Consider the following 19,692-nt stretch of genomic DNA (forward strand, 5'->3'; position numbering starts at 1 on the left):
ATCTCGCGGCTTTCCAGGGGCTCAAGCCTTCCCGAGCTGATGAAGCAGCTGGCGTAGATCGTCCTGCGAATAGGGCTTGGCCAGCCGCGTCATTCCTGGTGGCAGTGCCGGTATGTCGGCAAAGCCGCTGGCCAGGATGAAGTTCAGGCCCGGGTATCGCGCTGCAATATGCCGGGCCAGCTCCACGCCGTTCATGCCGGGCATGGCGTAGTCGGAGATGACCACGTCGAAGCGCGCCTGCCGCGCAAGCAGGTCGATGGCCTCCTGCCCGGCGCCCAGGGTCGTGACGCGGTGGCCCAGGTCTTCCAGCAGGGCCGAGGCATTGGCCCTCACCAGCGGGTCGTCATCCACCAGCAGCACATCCAGGGGCCCCACGTCCTGCACGCTTTGCCCGCCCAGATGGCAGGCCGTGCTTTCGTCCTTGGAGACGGGCATCCACATCTCCACCGTGGTGCCGCTGCCCAGGGCGCTGTGCAGCACGAGCTTGCCGCCGGACTGGGCCACCAGCCCGTCCACCATGGCCAGGCCCAGGCCGGTGCCCTTGCCCACGCCCTTGGTGGTGAAGAAGGGCTCGACCACATGCGAGAGTGTCTGTTCGTCCATGCCCTCGCCGGTGTCCACCACGCGCACGCAGACATACGAGCCCGAGGCCAGGCCCGCAAGCTGGCGCGGCAGCGTGGTTTCCACGGCCGCCGTGATCTTGATGACGCCGCCGCCCGGCATGGCATCGCGCGCATTGGCAACCAGGCTGAGGATGCTGCTCTCGAACTGGCTGGGGTCGGTGGCGATGCGCGGCAGGTCTGAGGCCAGGGCCATCTTCAGAAAGATATGCGGGCCAGCCGTCTGCTGCAGCAGGCCTTGCATCCCGGTCAGCAGCACAGCGACGTCCACGGCCTGCGTCTTCAATTCCTGCTGCCGCGCAAAGGCCATCATGCGCTGGGTCAGCGAGGCACCGCGCTGTGCGCCGCGCGTGGCGATCTCCACCAGCGAACGCAGGCGATCGTCGGGCGGCATGCGCTTGCGCAGCAGTTCCAGGCTGCTGAGCACGGCCATCAGCAGATTGTTGAAATCATGGGCCACCCCGCCCGTGAAGCGGCCGATGGCCTCCATCTTCAAGGCCTGGCGCAGCTGGGCCTCGGCAGCCTTGCGCTCCGTCACATCACGCGTGACCTTGGCAAAACCGATCAGCTGGCCCTCGTCGTAGATGGCATCGATCACGACCGATGCCCAAAAACGCGAGCCGTCCTTGCGCACGCGCAGGCCTTCGGCCTCCATGCGGCCGGTGCTGACGGCCGTGCGCAGTCCCGCCTGTGGCAGCCCCGCCTGCTGGTCCTCTGGTGTGTAAAAGCGCGAGAAATGGGTATGGAGGACCTCGTCCTCTTCATAGCCCTTGATGCGCTTGGCACCCAGGTTCCAGCTGACGATGCGGCCCTCGGGATCCAGCATGTAGATCGCACAGTCGGTCACGCTCTGCACCAGCAAGGCAAAGCTGCGCTCGGCGCTGGAAAGAGGGTTGGACCGGGAAGGCACGGCCAGAGCCTGCGATGCCCCGGACGGGGGTGCATCCGCCTCGCGCACACTCAGCAGCAGGGCCAGGCTGCCATCGCCGAGCCGTACGCGCGAGCTGCATGAGGCCACGGGCCGCTCGCGTCCCGTGCAGGTCAGCAAGGGCCAGCGGCTGGCCTGCCGTGCGGCGCCGGCGGGCTCGCACTGGCTGTTGAACCAGCCTGCGCGCCCGCTGCTGGCGACGAAGCGGTCCTCGAAAACACTGCCCTCCAGGGCATCGCCGGAATGCTCCAGCAGGCTCAACGCATGGCGGTTGCAGCGCGCCAGGCGTCCATCGAGTCCGACGACGAAGACTGCGTCCGGAAAGGCCTCCAAAGCAGCAAGGCCCGGATCAAGGGGGAGTTGTGCGTCGGAGCCTGCAGGGGCCGGCGCCAGACCAGTCGAGGTCAGCATGTGAACGACTCCGTAGGCAAATGGGTTGAACGAGCCGGAAAAATTGTAAGCACCACGGGTTCATCGCAAGCGGTTGCATCACAGGATCAGGGACGAGCCTCCTGCTCGTGCCCGGCAATTGCGGGCGAAGGCGCAGCCTGGAGGTCCGGCTCGGCATGCAAGGCCTCGCTGAGCTGGTCCACCACCAGCGCCCAGGTCGCATCGGCATGCCACTGCTGCGAGAACAGGGCACGTTGCGCGTCGGTCCAGAACGGTGCATCCACCAGCAGCGTGTCCTTTTCCAGCCGGTGCGAGAGGATGAACTGCTTGATGCCCTCCGGGCTGGAGTCCAGACCCAGCTGGTCGAAAAGATTGGTCATGGTGGGTTCGGCTGTGATCATGGGGGTCCTTGTTGTGACGGGGTTGGCTCAAGGCTAGAAGCTCGGCCGGCGGCACCATGTCGGACACTGAAGCAAGCTGCCGTCGGCGGCCCTTCTGCGAGTGGGCCGCAGCGCCCGCGCCGTGCAAAGCCCTGCTCCTACACGGTTGCCTCGGCGGTCCGGCGCACCATGCAGCCATCTCATCACAGGACATTGCATTCCATGAAGAAACTGCTGCTTGCCACCGCCATTTCCTTCGCAGCTGCCGCTGCCCTGTCACCCGTCCATGCCCAGGTGGGCAAGGCCGCCTCCGAAGCCGCCGACGCTGCAGACCACAAGGTGAAGGAAAAGCAGGCCGACGCCAAGGCCAAGGACAGCGGGCCGGTCGGCAAGGCCGTGAACAACGTCAAGTCGGACTACCACAACAAGCGCTCCAAGCAGTCGGCAGAGAACGCCAAGGAATCGCTGAAGAAGGCGACCGAGTAGACGGCAACGCCCGGATAGACCAAGGCCCACTCGCGTGGGCCTTGGTCTTTTGGAGAAGCCCGGGGCCATGCCGGGCGCAGCCTCAGAAGCTGTGCCGCAGCGCCAACATCACACTGCGCGGCGCACCGGGCAGGTTCAGGTCGGGGCTGGTGCCGTGGGCGGACACGATGCAGCAAGCAAGCAACTCAGGGCAGCGGCGCGCGCATTCCCGTCAGGCCCGGCATGACTTCCCGCATGGCCGCAATGAAGGCGCGCAGCCGCGCCGGCTGGTGGCGCGCGGGTGGGTAGACCAGATGCACGGGCAGCGGCGCCGCCTGCCAGTCGGGCGCCAGATGCACCAGGCGCCCGGCCTCCAGATCCTCGCGCACGATCCAGGCCGAGGCCAGGACCGCGCCCAGTCCGCCCAGGGCAGCGTTGCGCAGCGCATAAAGGCTGTCGGTGCTGAGCCGGGGCTCGAACTGCAGGCGCCAGGATTTGCAGACCCGCTCATCGCCCACGCGGTGCAGCTCCAGCTCGCGCTGGTAGAAGGTGCGCAGCGCAATCCAGGGCAGGCCCTGCAGTTCGCGCGGGTGCTGGGGCACGCTGCCCTGCCCCAGCAAGGCAGGCGCGGCCACGGCAATGCGCGGCACCTCGGCCACGCGCAGCGCAATCACCGAAGGGTCGACCACGGTGCCGACCTGCACGGCGCAGTCGATGCCTTCGGCAATGAAGTCCGGCTGGCGGTCATGCAGCAGCCATTCGACCTTGACGGCCGGATGGCGGTCCAGAAACGCCAGCAGCGGCGCCATGAGCTGGTCCTGGCCGAAGGCGTGGGGCGCGACCACGCGCAGCAGGCCGCGCGGCGTGTCCTGGGCGCCGCGCAGGTCGGACTCCAGCGCGTGCCATGCCTCCAGCAGCTCGCGCGCGTGCTCCAGGCAGCGCTGGCCGTCGTCGGTCAGCGCCATGGCGTGGGTGGAGCGCCGCAGCAGGCGCAGGCCCAGCGCGCGCTCCAGCGTCTGCAGGCGCCGGCTGACCGTGGGCTGGGTGGTGGACATCTGCTGCGCAGCGGCCGAAAGACTGCCGCTTTCGACGATGCGCACAAAGGTCTGCAGCAGTTCGATGCGGTCAGCGCCAGAAGGCAGGGGAAGGTCGGCAAGGGTCATACGCCAAGCGTATATCGATTCTGCAGGCGCAGCCACTACCGTGGTGTGCTGCGCCGCACCACACTACGGCCATCGCTTTTCAACTGCGCCTGACAGGCGCCTCAACATGTCTTCTATTCAATCTACGCATATGCAAACCGCTGCGGGCGCGCAGGCTGCCGGCGTGCCGGCATCGCTGGTGCTGCTGATGGCGACCACGGCGGGCGTGGGCGTGGCCTCGCTCTACTACAGCCAGCCCATGCTGGGGGTGCTCGGCCCCGACCTGGGCGCAGGCGAACGCGCCGTGGGCTTTGTGCCCACGCTGACCCAGCTGGGCTATGCGCTGGGCATTTTGCTGCTGGCACCGCTGGGCGACCGCATGGACCGCCGGCGCATCATCCTGGCCAAGACCGCCGCGCTGATGCTGGCCCTGCTGGCCAGCGGGCTGGCTCCGGGCCTTGCGCCGCTGCTGGCTGCCAGCCTGGCCGTGGGCCTGGCCGCCACCCTGGCGCAGGACGTGGTGCCGGCCGCCGCCACGCTGGCGCCCGAGCACCAGCGCGGCAAGGTGGTGGGCACGGTGATGACGGGGCTGCTGCTGGGCATCTTGCTGTCGCGCGTGGTCAGCGGCCTGCTGGCCGAGCATGGGGGCTGGCGCAGCGTCTACCTGCTGGCCGCCGCTGCCATGGCACTGCTGGGGGTGGCCCTGTGGCGCGGGCTGCCCAGTTTCAAACCCACCACGCAACTGGGCTATGGCGCGCTGCTGGGCTCCATGGTGCAGCTGTGGCGCAGCCAGCCTGCGCTGCGCCGCGCGGCACTGGCACAGGGCCTGCTGTCGGTGGCCTTCAGCGCGTTCTGGTCCACGCTGGCCGTGATGCTGCATCAGCAGTTCCACATGGGCAGCGCCGCTGCCGGCGCCCTGGGCCTGGCGGGTGCGGCCGGTGCGCTGGCCGCCCCGCTGGCAGGCCGGCTGGCCGACCGCAGCGGCCCGCAGCGCGTGACCTGCCTGGGTGCGGGCCTGGCCCTGGCATCGTTCGCCGTGCTGGCACTGTCGCCCTGGCTGCCGGCCGGCGCACAGCTGCCGCTGCTGGTGGCCAGCGCCATCGGTTTCGACTTCGGCATCCAGGCCACGCTGGTGGCGCACCAGACCCTGGTGTATGGCCTGGAGCCTGCGGCGCGCAGCCGGCTCAATGCGCTGCTGTTCACGGGCGTGTTCATCGGCATGGCCTCGGGCTCCGCGCTGGGCGCGCTGGCCCTGGCGCAATGGGGCTGGGGCGGCGTGGTGGCCCTGGCCTGCGCGGCATCGGCGGCAGCGCTGGGCGTGCGGCTGGCCGGCCGCCAGCACTGAAGCTGGCAGGCCGGGCCGTTGGCGGGCCTGCCAGCCTATGCCCTGGCCTGCCTATGCCCCGGCCTGCAGACGCGCCGCGCGCTGCGCCAGCCGCTGCTGCTGCGAGGCACGCAGGGCAGCGATCTGCGCCAGGATCTGCTGCTGCTTTTCCATCAGGCGCTGCGTGTGCACGCCATGGGCATCTCCCGCCAGGCCCTGGGCGATGCAGGCGAGCGCGCGCCCCGGGTCGCCGCACTGCTGCCAGGTGTAGGCCAGGTTGAGCTGGGTGCGGGCATCGCGCGGGTCTATGCGCTCGGCCTGCAGGTAGGCGTCATGCGCGGCAGCAAACTGCTCCTGGCAGAACAGGCAGTCGCCCAGCACGTTCCACAGCCAGGTGCTGAGCCAGGGGTTGAGCTCCAGCGCGCTGCGCGCCAGCTCGATGCCTGCCGCAAAGTCCCGCAGCTGCAGGCCCACGAACTCCGCCACCTCGCCCAGCAGGCGCCAGTCGCGCGGGCTGCGGGTGATGGCCTGGCGGTAGCTTTCCAGCGCGGCGTCCTGCCGGCCCGACTCCAGGTGCGTGCGGGCCTCATGGGCCGGGGCCTCGAAGAACTGCTGCGCGTCGGCGCTGAAGCGGTTGAGAAAGGCGGCCGCCGTGCGCTCGCATCCCTCGCCGATCAGCAGCCGCGCATGGATGGCCCTTTGCGCATCGCCCGAAGGCGCCAGCACCTGCCACCCCTCGCGCCCGAACAATTGCGCCAGCAGCGGGAAGTTCAGGCCGATGGCGCTGGTGCGGCCAAAGCGCTGGGAGGCGACCGACTGAGCCGCCGCCTCGGGCGTGCAGGCGCCGTAGTCGTTGATGAGCACCAGGCCCTTGGGCGCCAGCCGCTGCTGCAGCGTCTGCAGCGCGCCGAAGGCGCCGTGGTTGACCAGCAGGCGTGTCGCGTCCTGGCTGACGGACAGGGCGGCATCCACCCAGGGCGACAGTGCCGCGTCGCCGCAGTCGAAAAATCCCGTCTCCTGCTCGAACAGGCCCACCAGGGGCAGCAGGCGCGCGCGCTCGGCCGCATCCGCGTGATCCACCAGGGCGCGGATCTCATGCGGCGACAGCGCGGTGTACTGGCGCACGAGCTGGGCATCGTCCGTCAGGCGGGTGCGTATACGCAGCTCCTGCACCGGCCCGCCATTCTGGCGCCGCACGACGGTGGCGGGCAGCACATCCAGCACGTAGTTGCAGAACACGGCATGCAGCGGCGGCAGCGGCACCGTGCTGCCGTCGTGCAGCCGAACGGCCTCGGGGTGCATGGCGTCGCAGCAGCCTGCGACGACCTGGCCGCCAAACTCGGCAAACAGGCCGCGCTCGTGCCACTGCGCAACGGTGCGCGGCGAGCCGTCTGTCACGTAGCAGACCAGCCGCTGGTCGAAATCACGCCCTTCCTGCTGGCACAGGTGCCGGAAGGCCTGCAGGAACATGCGCGCGAACAGGCCGCAGCCCGCGCCCAGCTCCAGCACGGCAATCGTGCCCTGCGGCGCCGTGTCCGCGCAGTGATGGAACAGCAGGGCCGCCGCATCTTCGGAGAGGCGGCCGCTGTTGTTGACCACGTAGGGCACCTCGTTCTCGGCAAAGGTCAACAGGCCCGCCTGCGCCCAATGCAGATGGCCCAGCTCCCACTCGATGCTTTCGGTGATGGGCCGAAAGTCCTGCAGCAGTTGCGAGGCGACGCGCACACCGGACAGCACGTCCTGCGGCGCACGGACCGCAGCGGGCGGCCCGGTGGGCGCACCGGCAGAGGCGGCAAGGGACAGGGAAATGGGCATGGACATGGACATGGACAGGGGCAAGGGCACGCGCAGCGCGGCCTCGCCCTTCGAATAGTCGGTTCTCAAGATGCTTTCTCCGGGAGATGCACGGCAGTGGCGCCTGCCCGCGCGGCAGGCGGCAGACGTCCGGCCGGGCTCAGGGCACGGGTGCCCACTTGGACCAGTTCAGGTCGGCCTGCTCGAAATCGGCCTTGAGCATGCGGCGCATGGCGGCCACCTCGTCCTGGGTGATCTGCGTTTCCTTCACCTGCTTGCCCGTGGCCAGGGTGCGGGCCTTGGCCAGATCGGCCTTGGTCACGGAGGCCGTTCCGGCCCAGATGGACTTGGCCGAACCCACGGTGACCCAGTGCTTGCCCTGGGACTGCAGGTCGGCCTGGTAGGCGGATTTCCAGCGCATGTTGTTCTGCGAAACGGCATTGAGCAGCTTGGCCAGCGAGCGCTGGTTGCTCACGCCTTCCTGGGCGAAGGCCTGCAGGTGCACGCGCTCGAACTTCAGCGGCAGCAGGCCCTGCTTGGCGGCCAGGCGGTCGCGCTCATCCCACCAGCGCGCGGCATCGGCCGCTTTGGCGGTATGCAGCTGGTTGAGCCAGTCGGCATCGGTGACGATGCTGCCGTCGCCCTTGACCCACTGGAAGCGCTTGAAGCCGATGTCGGCCGCCCGGCCGAAGTTGTGGTTGCTCTCGCCGGGGCCGGCCTTGGTCTGGGTCTCTGCCGCCTGCTGGGCAAAGGTGCGGCGGCGGCCGGTGGGCGTGATCCACAGCGCGATCTTGTGCGTGTCGTACATCTGCTGCACCAGGCTGGCCAGCTTGGCGCGGAAGGTGGGCTCGTACTCCGCATCGTTGGCAATGGCGGCCTTGCTGGTGGCCGCATCCTGGGCCTTGGCCTCGATATACACCGTCTTGGAGTTGTTCGCGGAGCGCATGTTCTGGTGCGATGCGGGCAGCATGGCGCTGAGCTTGGCCACCGTGGCGCCACCGGCTGCCGCCAGGCCCAGTGCCTCCTTGGCGCCACCGGCCTGCGGCTGGCCGGGCGCGGCCTTGGCCGCCGCCAGCTTGTGGTCGTTCTGGAAACGCTCCAGCGCGGCGCGCGTCTGCGCGCCGTAGCTGCCGTCGTAGTCCACGCCCAGATAGGGTGCATTCTTGGCGTCCTTCACCACGCGCAGCATGGCCTGCAGCAGGGCCACGTCATGGACCTGGTTGCTGCCGCCCTCGCCTACGCTGTCCTTGATGTCTGGCATGTGTCTTCCCTCTTTGCGGTTGTCGGTGTCACGCGCTGCACGGGCTCAGCGGGCGGGATCGGTCTTGCGTTCAGGTTTCCGGCCGGGCGCCTGTTCCGCCTTCGGCAGCAGATGCGCCAAAGGCACCGTGCGCGGCTGCAGCCTGGCCGAGCAGGCACGCAGCCGCAGCGATTCGGCATGCGCCTGTGCCATATCCGCGGCCACCTGCACCAGGGCGTGATGCGGCGCAGCTCCTGCGGGGCGTGTGAGCACCACGGCATAGCCTCCCAGGCAGTCGGCCTGCTGCGCGCGCGCTGCACGCGCGGCGGCCACGCCGGCATAGCGCGCAGCCACCACGGCCTGCACGGCAGCCGGCGGCGCCGATGCCTGTTCGGCAAACGCCTGCCGGCCTGCGTTCCAGCGCAGGCTGCGGGTCTCGATCTGGTCGGGGGCGTCGTCCTGCGGTGAGTCATAGCGCACCAGCAGCACCGGGATCCGGCCCGCGGGCGCCAGCACCCAGCTTTGGTAGCTGCCTGGAGGCTCTTCGTACTGCCAGGCCAGATGCGGTCCCTGGGCCGTGGCGACATAGAGCGCATGGCGGCGCTTGGGATGGTCGAAGCCGCCCATCTGCGTGACCAGCAGGGCGCGCGCCCCGCCTTGCACGCCGGGCAGGCGCAAGGTCCGCGCCGCAGCGGTGACCGTGCCTTCTTCCTCGCCGGTCGTCCAGACGCGCGTGCGCTGCGCGGCCTCGGACAAGGGATCGCCCACGCCGTACAGCGGATCGGATGGCGCCAGCTGGGCCTGCCCTCTTGAAGCAGGCCAGGCCAGCGCCGCTGGCTTGCCTTGCTCCATACCGGCACGCACCAGCCTCAGTTCGAAGGGACAGGCCGACGCCGTGCAGGCAGGCAGGGACAACTCATAGGCAGGCGCCCCCTTGGCCGTGCCGGACGGCAGGCTTTCCAGCACCTGCCGCTGCAGCCCGGCAGCGAACGCCGTCGTACCCAGCAGCGCCACAAGCCCGAAGGCCAGTGCGGGCAATACCGGCGTCTGGCGAAATGAAGAATCGGCGCGCATTGAGTGGAAAGCCATGGTGATAGCGAGTTCCTATGATTTGCCAGACGGAAATCCGTTACTGCTGCATTTCATCGGCGCAGGCATTTTCCACAAGCTCCCATTCGATGTCTGTTGCAAAATGCATCCAACGCCGCATGAAGGAAATTCGTCCCCCGCAATGCCTCCCGGACCCCGTGCAAATACCGATTCATTGGCGGTTTTTTTTCAAGAAACATCAACAATATCAATAGCTTGCACCAACACAGATGGGCAATGAAAATACCATCTTGTACACATGAAAAATGTCGCCACAGATGGACGGGCCGCACCGGAGATTCACACCGCATTCCGGCACCTTCCATTTACACGAACTCCATTACATTTTCCACCCTGAAAATCAGTGGATGACACCAGGCGCATGCATTGAACCCATCGCAAATCCGTCCCATGTCACGGTATTGCCTGCCGTCACTACCCGCCTGTCCGCGCCCGGACAGGCAACACCCGGCATTGCCACGGTTGCACTGCAGGCCCTGAGTGGGGCAACCATCGCCGCACGGGCCAGCGCAGCCGGCACCAGTTTCTTACCGTGGACGCCCGAAATCACTGCTATAATCGAGGGCTTCGGAGAGGTGGATGAGCGGTTTAAGTCGCACGCCTGGAAAGCGTGTGTGGGCTAATCCCCACCGCGGGTTCGAATCCCGCCCTCTCCGCCATACACCCAGCAAAACGGGCCCCTACACGGGGCCCGTTTTCGTTTCCGGGCCTGCGTTCGGCCCGGGCCCTGCCCTGCGCAGCCTCGCGCCGCATCCACCCGGCAGGCCGTCAGCGCATCAGGGAAAGTCACAGGCTGCACCTGCCCCTCAAGCCTTGCGCAGACCCCTGCCTGGGCATGCAATACGCAGGTGTCCGACAGGCACAGCCTTGTTTCAGTGATGTACTAGCTGCAACAAAGCACCCAGGCGCGCAGCTTTGTGCAACCGCAGCGCGGCGCGAACAAGCATTCAGGCCCAGCCGCAAGAGGCTTGCAGGGTGAGTGATCCGACGGAGGTTCCAAATGGAAAGCAATGTCACAAAATCCCTTCAAGTCCTCTTAATTTCCGTCAATTTCACTCAATTGACGATAGTTTTCAATCAGAGACGCCAAGCCGATCGAAAAAGCCAAAAACCCGACGTATATTCCACACCGCCTTGCAGCCTGCCCGGCCCGCCCTCGGGCTGAGACGGCCCCCGCTCTCCGGGCGCGGAGCACCAGAACAACGCAGGAGCGAAGAGCACAAGAAGACGCAAAGGGGTTGGCATGAAAATTCTTTCGTTTTTCGGGACCCGTCCCGAGGCCATCAAGATGGCGCCGCTGGTGACGGCCCTGTCGCAGACGCGCGGCATCGAAAGCGTGGTGTGCGTGACGGGCCAGCATCGCCAGATGCTGGACCAGGTGATGGAGCTGTTCGGCCTGCAGGCCCGGCACGACCTGGCCGTCATGCAACCCAGCCAGACACTCAACGGCCTGTTCTCCCGCGTGGTGGCGGGCGCCGACGGCGTGCTTGAGCAGGAAAAGCCCGACTACGTACTCGTGCACGGCGACACCAGCACGGCCACGGCCTGTGCGCTGGCAGCATTTCACCGGCGCATTCCCGTGGGCCATGTGGAAGCCGGCCTGCGCACGGGGGATCTGGCCCAGCCCTTTCCCGAGGAAATGAACCGCCGCGTGGTCGATGTGGTCAGCCAGTGGATGTTCGCGCCCACGCCCACGTCGCGTGCCAACCTGCTGCGCGAGAACCTGCAGGGCCGCATCGCCGTGACCGGCAATACCGTCATCGATGCGCTGGCCACGCTGTGCGACCGGCTCGATGCCCGGCCCGAGCTCGCCCGCGACATTGCCGGGCGCCATCCCTGGGTGGACGCGCAGCGCCCGCTGCTGCTGGTCACGGGCCACCGGCGCGAGAACTTCGGCGAAGGCTTCCAGAACATCTGCGCCGCGCTGGCCGAGCTGGCGCGGCGCCATCCGGACCTGCTCATCGTCTACCCGGTGCACTTCAATCCTGCCGTGCGCGAGGTGGTCATGCGTACGCTGGGCGGCATGGACAACATCCGCCTCATCGATCCGCTGGACTATGTGGACTTCGTCTGGTTCATGCAGCGGGCCCGCATCATCCTGACCGATTCCGGCGGAGTGCAGGAGGAAGCACCCTACCTGGGCAAGCCCGTGCTGGTGATGCGCGATGTGACCGAGCGGCCCGAGGCCGTATCGGCCGGCACCGTGCTGCTGGTGGGCACGCAGCGCGCGCGCATCGTGGCCGAGGTGAACCGCCTGCTGACCGATGAAGGCCACCGCGCCTCGTTCGCGCGCCGCATCAATCCCTATGGCGACGGACGGGCCTCGCAGCGCATCGTACGGGCCTTGCTGGGACAGCCCTTCGAGGAGTTTGCCGCCGGACCGGCAGGCATCCTCGCCACCATGGGCAAGGGCCTGGCGCCGGCCTGAAGGCCGCCAGTCCCAACGCAACGGCAGCCGCCCTGCAGCAACTGAACGTGTCACGAATCGCGTCACGAACCGAGCACAGAAGTGAAAAAGAGGCCCCCCCATGCAACCGACCATCCACCGCCATTCGTTTTCCCGCACCGGGGCCCGCTGGGCGCTGGGTTCGCTGCTGGGCCTGGGTGCCCTGTTCGCCCAGGCGGCATCCGCCTCGGCGCTGGGTGACGCCATACGGCAGCTGGGCGCCAGCGACGGGCTGCAGCGCAGCGTCACGCTCAAGGAGCTGGGCATTGTCGACCCGGTCGTGCTGGCCGGCACGGCCACCCAGGACTTCTACCTGCCCGTGCCGCGCGGCCTGCCTCTGGGCGATGCCAGCATCGCCTTCGATGGCCGCTACCTGAAGGGAGAGCCGGGAACCTCGACCGTGGTGATCTCGCTCAACGGTACGCCAGCCGTATCCCAGACCGTGCCGGACGGCGAAGGCACGCTGCAGCGCAACCTGCCCGTGGCCCAGCCTGCGCGCGCCAGCGACTTCGTGCGCCTGGGCGTGAACTGGCGCAACCGCAACAACAGCCAGCAGCGCTGCGACGAAAACCACTCCCTCGCCAACTCGCTGACCATCTCGCCGCAGACACGCCTGAGCTACCGCGTGGACCCGCGCGATGTGCGCACCATCGAGGATGTCTGGAACACCCTGCCCGTGCGCACCACCGTGCTGGTGTCGGGCAGGCAGCTGGAGCAGGCCTCGTTCGACAGCGCCTGGCGCATCGGCGCCAGCCTGCAGCGCAACAACAGGCGCATGCAGGTACGGGCCCTTCCTGCCGTGGGCGAGGTGATCGACCTGCGCGGCCTGGAGGTTCCCGCCGCCCTGGCCGGCGTGCCCGCCTTTGCCGCGCTGCGGGGCGCCGAGCCCCAGCACAAGCTGGCCAGTGACGCCGAGCTGGGCGCGCTGCTCATGCTGGGGGCCGCCCAGGTCAGCGGCGACATCGTGGTGGCCGACAAGGCACTGCAGCAGCGCCTGACCGCCGCCTTCGCAGCCCTGCAGACCCAGCTGGCGACCGACCCCGATGCGGGCCAGGCGCTGCAGCAATGGCGTGCCCGCCGCGCGCCGCTGGCCAGCGAGGCGCTGGCCTCGCAGCAACTGCGTGCCTTGCCCATGGGCCGCCAGATGGTGCTGGCCGTGGCCTCCGATGCGGGTGCGCGCGTGGCCGGCCTGCAGGAGGCCGCCCTGCAGCGCCTGCTGGTCAGCGACAACGTGACGGTGGCTGCGGCCCAGCCCCCGCAATGGGACGAGGCCAAGGGCATACGCCTGTCCAGCCTGGGCGGCAGCCCCGACAGCTTCGACGTGCTGTCGCGCGGCGAGTGGACGATGAACTTCCCGCTGAGCGCCGTCGCCTCGCAGGGCCGGATGCCGGGCGAGATCACGCTGTACGTGGCCGCAGCCCCCGGCGCCTCGGCCACGCGCCCCGTGGCCACGCTGTTCTGGAACGGCATGCTGCTGTCGGCCCGCCAGCTGGACGCCAACGGCCAGCCCGAGCGCCTGCGCGCCCGCGTGCCCGGCTACGCGCTGGGCATCAACAACACCTTGCGCGTGTCGGTGCAGCGCCAGCCCTACTCGGCCGACTGCAACGAGATTCCCCAGCCCTATCCCGCCAGCGTGCTGCCGGCCATCAGCTATGTGACGCCCGGCAAGGCCGAGCCCAACGGCAGCTTCATCGGCCTGCTGCCCCTGCTGGGCGCCAGGTCGCAGCTGCTGGTGCCTGCCAGCTACCTGTCGGCCGCGCCGGCCGCGCTGGAGCGCATGGCCAACCTGGCAGCCGCCAGCGGCCTGTCGGCCTCGCAGGCCGAGCTGGTCGTGGCCCAGGCCGATGCGCCCGCCAAGCCCTCCATGCCCTTCGTGGCCATGGAGGTGCCGGTGGACGGCGCCAAGCCCCTGGTGACGGTCACGGACGGTCAGCAGCTGCGCATTCGCGGCAAGTCGCTGGACTGGCTGGACATCAAGGGGCTGAAACAGCTGTCCTCGGCCGAAGTGGTCACTGCCGGCGGCCAGCAGGGCGTGCTGTGGCGTGCCATCGGCGAGTGGACTGGTGGCCTGGGCGAGCCCTTCCTGCTCAATCGCGGCAACATCGCCGTGATCGGCGGTGACGGCCCGCTGGCCTGGCTCGACAGCAGCAACCCCGATGCCGGCATTCCGTCCGGTCCGCGCGAAGGCGCCTTCCACGAATGGCGCAACTTCCTGTCCTGGAGCGTGCCCGGCATCGCCATTGCGCTGGTCGTGGTGGTGCTGCTGGTGCTGCTGGCCTGGGCGGTGGCGCGCAGCAAGCAGCCCAGGCACTGAGCCGGGCCCGAGCCACGATGACGACGGCATGAGGCGATCACCATGATCTCTTCCCTCTACTGGCCCTACCTGGTGGCCGACTACTACCACGCGCTGGAGATCACCAGCGCCGTGGTGGCCGTCATCATCCTGCTGTCCAGCATCGATGACCTGTTCATCGATGCCTGGTACTGGGTGCGCGAGGCCTGGCGCGCGCTGACCGTCAAGCGCCGCTACCAGCCGCTCAAGGCACAGCAGTTGCAGGAGGTCGAGGAAAAGCCGCTGGCCATCATGGTGCCGGCCTGGCTGGAGTACGACGTGATCGCGCCCATGCTCGAGAGCATGGTGGGCACGCTGGACTACAAGAACTACATGATCTTCGTGGGCACCTACCGCAACGACGAGCGCACCAAGAACGAGGTGGAGCGCATGCGCCGGCGCTACCGCCAGCTGGTCCGCGTGGAGGTGCCGCATGACGGCCCCACCTGCAAGGCCGACTGCCTCAACTGGATCGTGCAGGCCATCTTCCAGCAGAACACGCTGCAGCCCGAGCCCTTTGCCGGCCTGATCCTGCACGACAGCGAAGACGTGCTGCACCCGCTGGAACTCAAGTACTACAACTACCTGCTGCCGCGCATGGACTTCATCCAGCTGCCCGTGACCTCGCTGGAGCGCGAGTGGTACGAGCTGGTGGCCGGCACCTACATGGACGAATTCGCCGAATGGCACACCAAGGACCTGGTGGTGCGCGAGAGCATGTCGCACATGGTGCCCTCGGCCGGCGTGGGCACCTGCTTTTCGCGCAAGGCGATGGAGGAACTGGCCGCCGAGACCCATAACCAGCCCTTCAACACCGACACGCTGACCGAGGACTACGACATCGGCGCGCGGCTGGCGCGCCGGGGCATGAAGCAGATCTTCGGCAAATTCCCCGTGGACTACGTGATACGGCGCAAGCCGCTGTTCGGCCTGGGCAAGGAAAAGGTGTCCACCCTCACCATGCCGCTGGGCATACGCGAGTTCTTTCCCAACACCTTCAAGACCGCCTACCGGCAAAAGGCGCGCTGGACGCTGGGCATCGGCCTGCAGGGCTGGAGCCAGGTCGGCTGGGCCGGGCCGCTGTCCACCAAGTACCTGCTGTTCCGCGACCGCAAAGGGCTGGTGACCTCCTTCGTGGCCATCCTGGCCTATCTGCTGCTGCTGAACTTTCTGGTCTTCCTGCTGGCCGACCACATGGGCTGGTGGACGGTCTACTACCCCTCCCTGTTCGCCCCCAATGGCTGGCTGGTGACGCTGATGAGCGTCAACGTCGTCGCCCTGCTGCTGCGCGTGGTGCAACGCGCATGGTTCGTCTCGCGCCTGTACGGCTGGGAGCACGCCTTGCTGTCCGTCCCGCGCATGGTGATCGGCAACTTCATCAATGCCATGGCAGCGGCGCGCGCCTGGAAGCTGTTCATCGTCCACCTGGTCACGGGCAAGCGCCTGGCCTGGGACAAGACCATGCACGACTTCCCCTCCACAGACCAGTTGGTGCACCAGCGCCAGCGCCTGGGCGAGCTGCTGCTGTCCTGGCAGGCCATCGACGAAACCCGGCTGGCCAGCGCGCTGGAGATCCAGCGGCGCGAACGCCGCCCGCTGGGCGCCATCCTCATGGAGCAAGGCTGGCTCGACGAGGCCACGCTGCGCGAGGCCATCAGCTTCCAGCAGGGGGAGCCCACCGATCCCCCGGCACATCCCGGCTTGGCCGCAACAGGCAATCCAAGCACACCAAGGGCCGGCATATGAAGCGTCTCGCACCCCTCGTTCGCCCACTCACCCTGGCCGCCCTGCTGGGCGCCGGCTGGAACGCGCCGCCGGCCTGGCCGCAGGCCGCAGCAGCCGTCAAGGCCGAGGCGCCGCTCAGGGGCCGCGCATGGCAGCTGGCCAACCAGGCCTATGCCCATTACCAGGCCGGCCGCTTTGCGCGGGCCGCCAGCGCCGCCGCATCGGCCATACAGCTGCGTCCCGACCTGTTGCGCCTGCGCATGCTGCTGATCTACTCGCTGCAAAGGCAGGGCAAGAACGAGGAAGCGCTCAAGGCCATCGCCTCGGCCCGCGCCGCCGGGATGGACGAGGCCACGCTGCAGCAGGCCGAGACGAATGTGCGCGCGGCTGCGGCAGGCGGGGCCGCCGCAGGTGGCGGCGCGGCCACGGCCTCCGAGGCCTACAACAAGGCCTTTCCCATCGCCACCGAGGCCTACGCCGACTACAACGCCAGGAACTACGCAGACAGCGCGCGCAAGGCCGAGCAGGCCTTTCGCCTGGACCCCACGCAAGGCCAATGGGCATTGCTGTGGATTGGTGCGCTGGAAGCCCAGGACCAGCTGGGCGCCGCCATCGAGGCCGCAGATGCCGCCCTGTCCCTGGACCCACCCAACAAAAGCGACCTGGTGGCCAAGCGCCAGACCCTGCGCCGCAGCCAGGCCGTGCTGCCCGCGCAAAAGGCCTACCAGGCGCTGATCGCCAACAACCCGGCGCAGGCCGTGCCCTTTGCACGCGAAGCCGTGGCGCTGGCGCCGGGAACGGCATCGCACCGCTTGCTGCTGATCACCTCGCTCATGCTGGCCGAGCAGCTGCCCGACGCGGAAAAGGCTGCCGACGAGGCACTGGCGCAGGACAACGAGGACACGGCCGCCCTGGGCATGCGCGGCTACATACGCCAGCGCCAGGGCAAGACCACGCTGGCCAACGAGGACTTCGACGACGTGCTCAAGCAGGACTGGCTGGACGAAAAGCAATCGGCCAACCTGCGCCTGATCGCGGCCGACGCAGCCCTGGCTGCGGGCGATGCGGCACGCGCCCGCGCGCTGCTGGCGCCCATGCCGGCACAGGATGAAGCCGTGGCCCGCCGCCTCAAGCAAGCCGATGGGCTGCGCCCGGGCCGCGACACGCCCATGGTGGCCGATACGCGCGGTGCCTCGCAGACCCTGGCCATGGCCGACTACCCGCCGCCGCTGCAGGACTGCCGCGACACGCCCTACGGAACGGTCTGCGAGCTGCAGCCCTCCGATGCCCAGGGCGCAGGCGGCCCCAGCGCCCAGGCCTATGCGGCCTACGCGCGCCAGGACTACAAGGCCGCCATCGAACATGCGCAAACGGCCGTGGAGCAGGACCCCGACAACGAGCAGCTGCAAAAGCTGCTGACCACCACGCTGGCCGCAGGCAACCGCGACCAGCAGGGCCAGGCCCTGCTGCGGCTGGACAAGTCCCTGTCCCTCACCCCCAACGACGCCCAGCTGCTGATGCAGCGCGGCTACCTGTACTCGCGCCAGGAAGAGCCGGCCAAGGCGCTGCAGGATTTTCGTGCCGCCCGCGCCACGGGCGAGGCGCCTGCGGGCGCCATGCTGGACGAGGGCTATGCCCTGGCCGGCACCGGCGACAGCCGGGGCGCCGTGCGCACCTTCAAGCAAGCCATCGACCTGGACGATGCCGGCACCGCCAAGCTGACGCCGGGCCAGCGCGAGAACGCGCGCAGCGCCGTCTCCGGCTACTCGCGCGAATGGGGCGCCATCGTCTCCCTGGGCTACCGGGGCGCGCGGCCTGCGGGGCGCGCATTCTCGGACGGCATCCTCACCCAGGCCGGCGACGCCGTCTTCGGCACGGCCGAGGCCTACTGGCGCCCGTCCAACTTCCTCAACTCATCGACGCGCATCTTCGATGTCTACGGACGGCTGGGCAGCACCTTGCATGACGGGGGCGGCACCACGCTGGGCCAAAGCGCCATCGACCCCTGCACGGGCCTGCCCATCAATGTGCAGGCAGGCGACAACCGCGGCATCTCGGGCCTGCCCACCACCACGGGCTCGCTGGGCATGCGCTTCACGCCGTCCACCAAGTACGCGCTGACCTTTGGCATAGAGCGCCAGTTCAACATCGGCTCCGCCACGCGCTCGGGCTTCATCACGCCTGAATCGCCCCAGCTGCGCTGCCTGATGAGCGGGCGCGATCCGCTCAACCCCACGGGCCCGGCACTGGGCAATCCCATCTCGGCCAAGTACAGCGCGGGCGCGGGCCAGGGCGGCTGGCTGGCCTATGTCACCCACGGCTTCTACGAAGGCACGGGCCGGCGCACGGACCGCTCCAGCTGGTTCACCATGGAAGGTTACAGCCAGGCCGGCTATGCCAACCAGAGCATGGCCTCGCGCTTCACGCTGACCGACCAGACCAACGGCGCCCTGGTGGGCGACGGCTCGGGCCGCTACAAGCGCGAGCAATGGTTCTTCTCCACCGAAGCCCGCATCGGGCGCAGCTTCCGCGCCGACGGCATCAACCAGGGCCTGGTGATCTGTCGTGGTCAAGTCTTTTCGGACATTCCGATAGGGGATGTTCGTTCAAGCTGAGTGAGCTGCCAACGCCTGCTGCATCTCGTAGTCATTGGGTGACTGGTATCCCAGCGTGGAGTGCAACCTGATAGGGTTGTAGAAGCCCACGATGTAGTCCGCGATGTCCGCCTGGGCCTCAGCATGGTTTGCATAGTCGCGCTGCCAGACACGCTCCATCTTCAAGTTCAGGAAGAATCTCTCCATCACTGCGTTGTCCCAGCAGTTGCCCTTGCGACTCATGCTGCACACCAGGCCATGGCTCTCCAGCAACCCCATGTGCAGTTCGCTGGCGTACTGACTGCCTCGGTCCGAATGAACCAGCAATCCTGGCTTGGGGCGGCGGCTTGTGATGGCCATGCGCAGCGCCTCGCACACCAGCTGTGCTGGCATGCTCGGGGCCATGGCCCAGCCCACTACTTTTCTGGAGAACAGGTCCAGCACCACCGCCAGATAGAGCCAGCCACTGCGTGTGCGAACGTAGGTGATGTCGCTGGCCCATGTCTGGTTGGGCTTTTCAGGTTTGAACTGGCGCTGCAGCACATTGTCTGCAACAGGCAAGCCATGGCGGCTGTCGGTGGTGTGCGTGAACTTGCGCCGCCAGCGTGCTCGCAGTCCGTGCGCGGCCATCAAAGTGCGTGCTTTGTAGCGCCCAACAGCCCAGCCTTGCAATTTCAGCTGTGCACTCAGGCGGCGACTGCCGTAGCTGCTCCCACTGGCATGGAAGACTGCTTTGGCCTGAAGGCTCAGTGGGCTCACTGCAGCCTTTGTGGTGGCGCGCTTGCGCGCCGCGTACCAGCCCGAGCGGCTCATGCCCAACACCCTGCACCACTGGCTTACTGGGGCCTTCTGCGCCTGTGCTTGCGCACTCATCAGGTCCTGAATCATTTCATTTCCCGGGCGAAGAAGGCCGACGCTTTTTTTAGGAGTTCATTGTCCGATTGCAGTTGCCTGACCTGCGACTCCAATTGCCGAATGCGTTGCTGCTCGGCCGTCAACGGCTTGCCAATACCCGGACGTCCGGCCGCCTCTTCGTCGTACTGCGCCAGCCAGCGGCGCACCGCGCTGTCAACCAGATCCAGATCCTTGCTGACCTGAGCCACGCTCAGATTCTGTTCTCGGACCATCTTGACCACTTGTAGCTTGAAGGCTGCGTCAAACGCCCTGCGCGCTCTTTTGTCTTTCATGTTCGTCATTTCCTC

13 protein-coding genes and 1 tRNA gene are annotated in these 19,692 nt (G+C 67.9%); 7 read left to right on the forward strand and 7 right to left on the reverse strand.

Going from position 1 to position 19,692, the window contains the following annotated elements; translation table 11 throughout:
- Positions 1-21 precede the first annotated feature (21 nt).
- Positions 22-1,959, reverse strand: a complete 1,938-nt coding sequence (locus U6958_RS21605; protein WP_074924270.1) for a PAS domain-containing sensor histidine kinase — start codon at positions 1,957-1,959, stop codon at positions 22-24.
- An 86-nt stretch (positions 1,960-2,045) separates the two neighbouring features.
- On the reverse strand, positions 2,046-2,339 hold the full coding sequence (locus U6958_RS21610) for a DUF2789 domain-containing protein (protein ID WP_016452404.1): 294 nt from the start codon (positions 2,337-2,339) through the stop codon (positions 2,046-2,048).
- Positions 2,340-2,540: 201 nt separating this feature from the next.
- Between U6958_RS21610 and U6958_RS21615 the strand changes: the two genes are divergently transcribed.
- Positions 2,541-2,804 carry a hypothetical protein gene (locus U6958_RS21615; protein WP_016452405.1) on the forward strand — a complete coding sequence of 88 codons (264 nt, stop codon included), beginning with the start codon at positions 2,541-2,543 and terminating at the stop codon, positions 2,802-2,804.
- Positions 2,805-2,989: 185 nt separating this feature from the next.
- On the opposite strand, the gene U6958_RS21620 is transcribed toward U6958_RS21615, so the two are convergent.
- Positions 2,990-3,946, reverse strand: a complete 957-nt coding sequence (locus U6958_RS21620) for a LysR family transcriptional regulator (RefSeq protein WP_074924268.1) — start codon at positions 3,944-3,946, stop codon at positions 2,990-2,992.
- Between the two features lie 106 nt (positions 3,947-4,052).
- Here U6958_RS21620 and U6958_RS21625 point away from each other — a divergent pair, with 106 nt between their 5' ends.
- The gene (locus U6958_RS21625) at positions 4,053-5,270 is read left to right on the forward strand and encodes an MFS transporter (protein ID WP_074924265.1); all 1,218 of its coding nucleotides are present in this window, start codon (positions 4,053-4,055) and stop codon (positions 5,268-5,270) included.
- A 51-nt stretch (positions 5,271-5,321) separates the two neighbouring features.
- Here U6958_RS21625 and U6958_RS21630 read toward each other — a convergent pair whose 3' ends face one another.
- The 3 genes from U6958_RS21630 to U6958_RS21640 all read right to left on the reverse strand — a co-directional run bounded on the left by U6958_RS21630 (position 5,322) and on the right by U6958_RS21640 (position 9,372).
- A complete protein-coding gene (locus U6958_RS21630) occupies positions 5,322-7,133 on the reverse strand; it encodes a tetratricopeptide repeat protein (RefSeq protein ID WP_074924262.1) in 1,812 nt (603 codons plus the stop codon).
- Positions 7,134-7,203: 70 nt separating this feature from the next.
- Positions 7,204-8,304, reverse strand: a complete 1,101-nt coding sequence (locus tag U6958_RS21635; protein WP_034364978.1) for a peptidoglycan-binding protein — start codon at positions 8,302-8,304, stop codon at positions 7,204-7,206.
- A 45-nt stretch (positions 8,305-8,349) separates the two neighbouring features.
- Complete coding sequence (locus U6958_RS21640) at positions 8,350-9,372, reverse strand: hypothetical protein (RefSeq protein ID WP_244160588.1); 1,023 nt, start codon at positions 9,370-9,372, stop codon at positions 8,350-8,352.
- 590 nt (positions 9,373-9,962) lie between these two features.
- Here U6958_RS21640 and U6958_RS21645 point away from each other — a divergent pair.
- The 5 genes from U6958_RS21645 (at position 9,963) to U6958_RS21665 (ending at position 18,511) form a co-directional block, all read left to right on the forward strand.
- Positions 9,963-10,052: transfer RNA gene (locus U6958_RS21645), tRNA-Ser, on the forward strand.
- Between the two features lie 584 nt (positions 10,053-10,636).
- Positions 10,637-11,821, forward strand: coding sequence for a non-hydrolyzing UDP-N-acetylglucosamine 2-epimerase (wecB, locus tag U6958_RS21650; RefSeq protein ID WP_016452411.1), 1,185 nt, complete (start codon positions 10,637-10,639; stop codon positions 11,819-11,821).
- A 100-nt stretch (positions 11,822-11,921) separates the two neighbouring features.
- Positions 11,922-14,153: a hypothetical protein gene (locus tag U6958_RS21655; protein WP_074924257.1), complete on the forward strand. Its 2,232-nt coding sequence runs from the start codon at positions 11,922-11,924 to the stop codon at positions 14,151-14,153.
- A gap of 42 nt (positions 14,154-14,195) precedes the next feature.
- A complete protein-coding gene (locus U6958_RS21660) occupies positions 14,196-15,917 on the forward strand; it encodes a glycosyl transferase family protein (protein ID WP_074924255.1) in 1,722 nt (573 codons plus the stop codon).
- On the forward strand, positions 15,914-18,511 hold the full coding sequence (locus U6958_RS21665) for a tetratricopeptide repeat protein (RefSeq protein ID WP_244160587.1): 2,598 nt from the start codon (positions 15,914-15,916) through the stop codon (positions 18,509-18,511). The genes U6958_RS21660 and U6958_RS21665 overlap by 4 nt, the downstream gene beginning before the upstream one ends.
- On the opposite strand, the gene U6958_RS21670 is transcribed toward U6958_RS21665, so the two are convergent.
- Positions 18,503-19,686 (reverse strand): IS3 family transposase gene (locus U6958_RS21670; protein WP_201266015.1). Its coding sequence is split into 2 segments (ribosomal slippage): positions 18,503-19,404 and positions 19,404-19,686, totalling 1,185 coding nucleotides; the frame shifts between segments, so codons are not numbered across the junction. The genes U6958_RS21665 and U6958_RS21670 overlap by 9 nt on opposite strands.
- Between the last annotated feature and the right edge of the window lie 6 nt (positions 19,687-19,692).

This window comes from Delftia lacustris (assembly GCF_040267515.1).
GTDB lineage: Bacteria > Pseudomonadota > Gammaproteobacteria > Burkholderiales > Burkholderiaceae_C > Comamonas > Comamonas tsuruhatensis.

Coding starts and splice junctions, on each gene's coding strand:
- wecB (WP_016452411.1), top strand. CDS start 10,637: ATGAAAATTCTTTCGTTTTTCGGGACCCGTCCCGAGGCCATCAAGATG.
- U6958_RS21640 (WP_244160588.1), bottom strand. CDS start 9,372: ATGGCTTTCCACTCAATGCGCGCCGATTCTTCATTTCGCCAGACGCCG.
- U6958_RS21625 (WP_074924265.1), top strand. CDS start 4,053: ATGTCTTCTATTCAATCTACGCATATGCAAACCGCTGCGGGCGCGCAG.
- U6958_RS21610 (WP_016452404.1), bottom strand. CDS start 2,339: ATGATCACAGCCGAACCCACCATGACCAATCTTTTCGACCAGCTGGGT.
- U6958_RS21620 (WP_074924268.1), bottom strand. CDS start 3,946: ATGACCCTTGCCGACCTTCCCCTGCCTTCTGGCGCTGACCGCATCGAA.
- U6958_RS21655 (WP_074924257.1), top strand. CDS start 11,922: ATGCAACCGACCATCCACCGCCATTCGTTTTCCCGCACCGGGGCCCGC.
- U6958_RS21635 (WP_034364978.1), bottom strand. CDS start 8,304: ATGCCAGACATCAAGGACAGCGTAGGCGAGGGCGGCAGCAACCAGGTC.
- U6958_RS21660 (WP_074924255.1), top strand. CDS start 14,196: ATGATCTCTTCCCTCTACTGGCCCTACCTGGTGGCCGACTACTACCAC.
- U6958_RS21605 (WP_074924270.1), bottom strand. CDS start 1,959: ATGCTGACCTCGACTGGTCTGGCGCCGGCCCCTGCAGGCTCCGACGCA.
- U6958_RS21665 (WP_244160587.1), top strand. CDS start 15,914: ATGAAGCGTCTCGCACCCCTCGTTCGCCCACTCACCCTGGCCGCCCTG.
- U6958_RS21615 (WP_016452405.1), top strand. CDS start 2,541: ATGAAGAAACTGCTGCTTGCCACCGCCATTTCCTTCGCAGCTGCCGCT.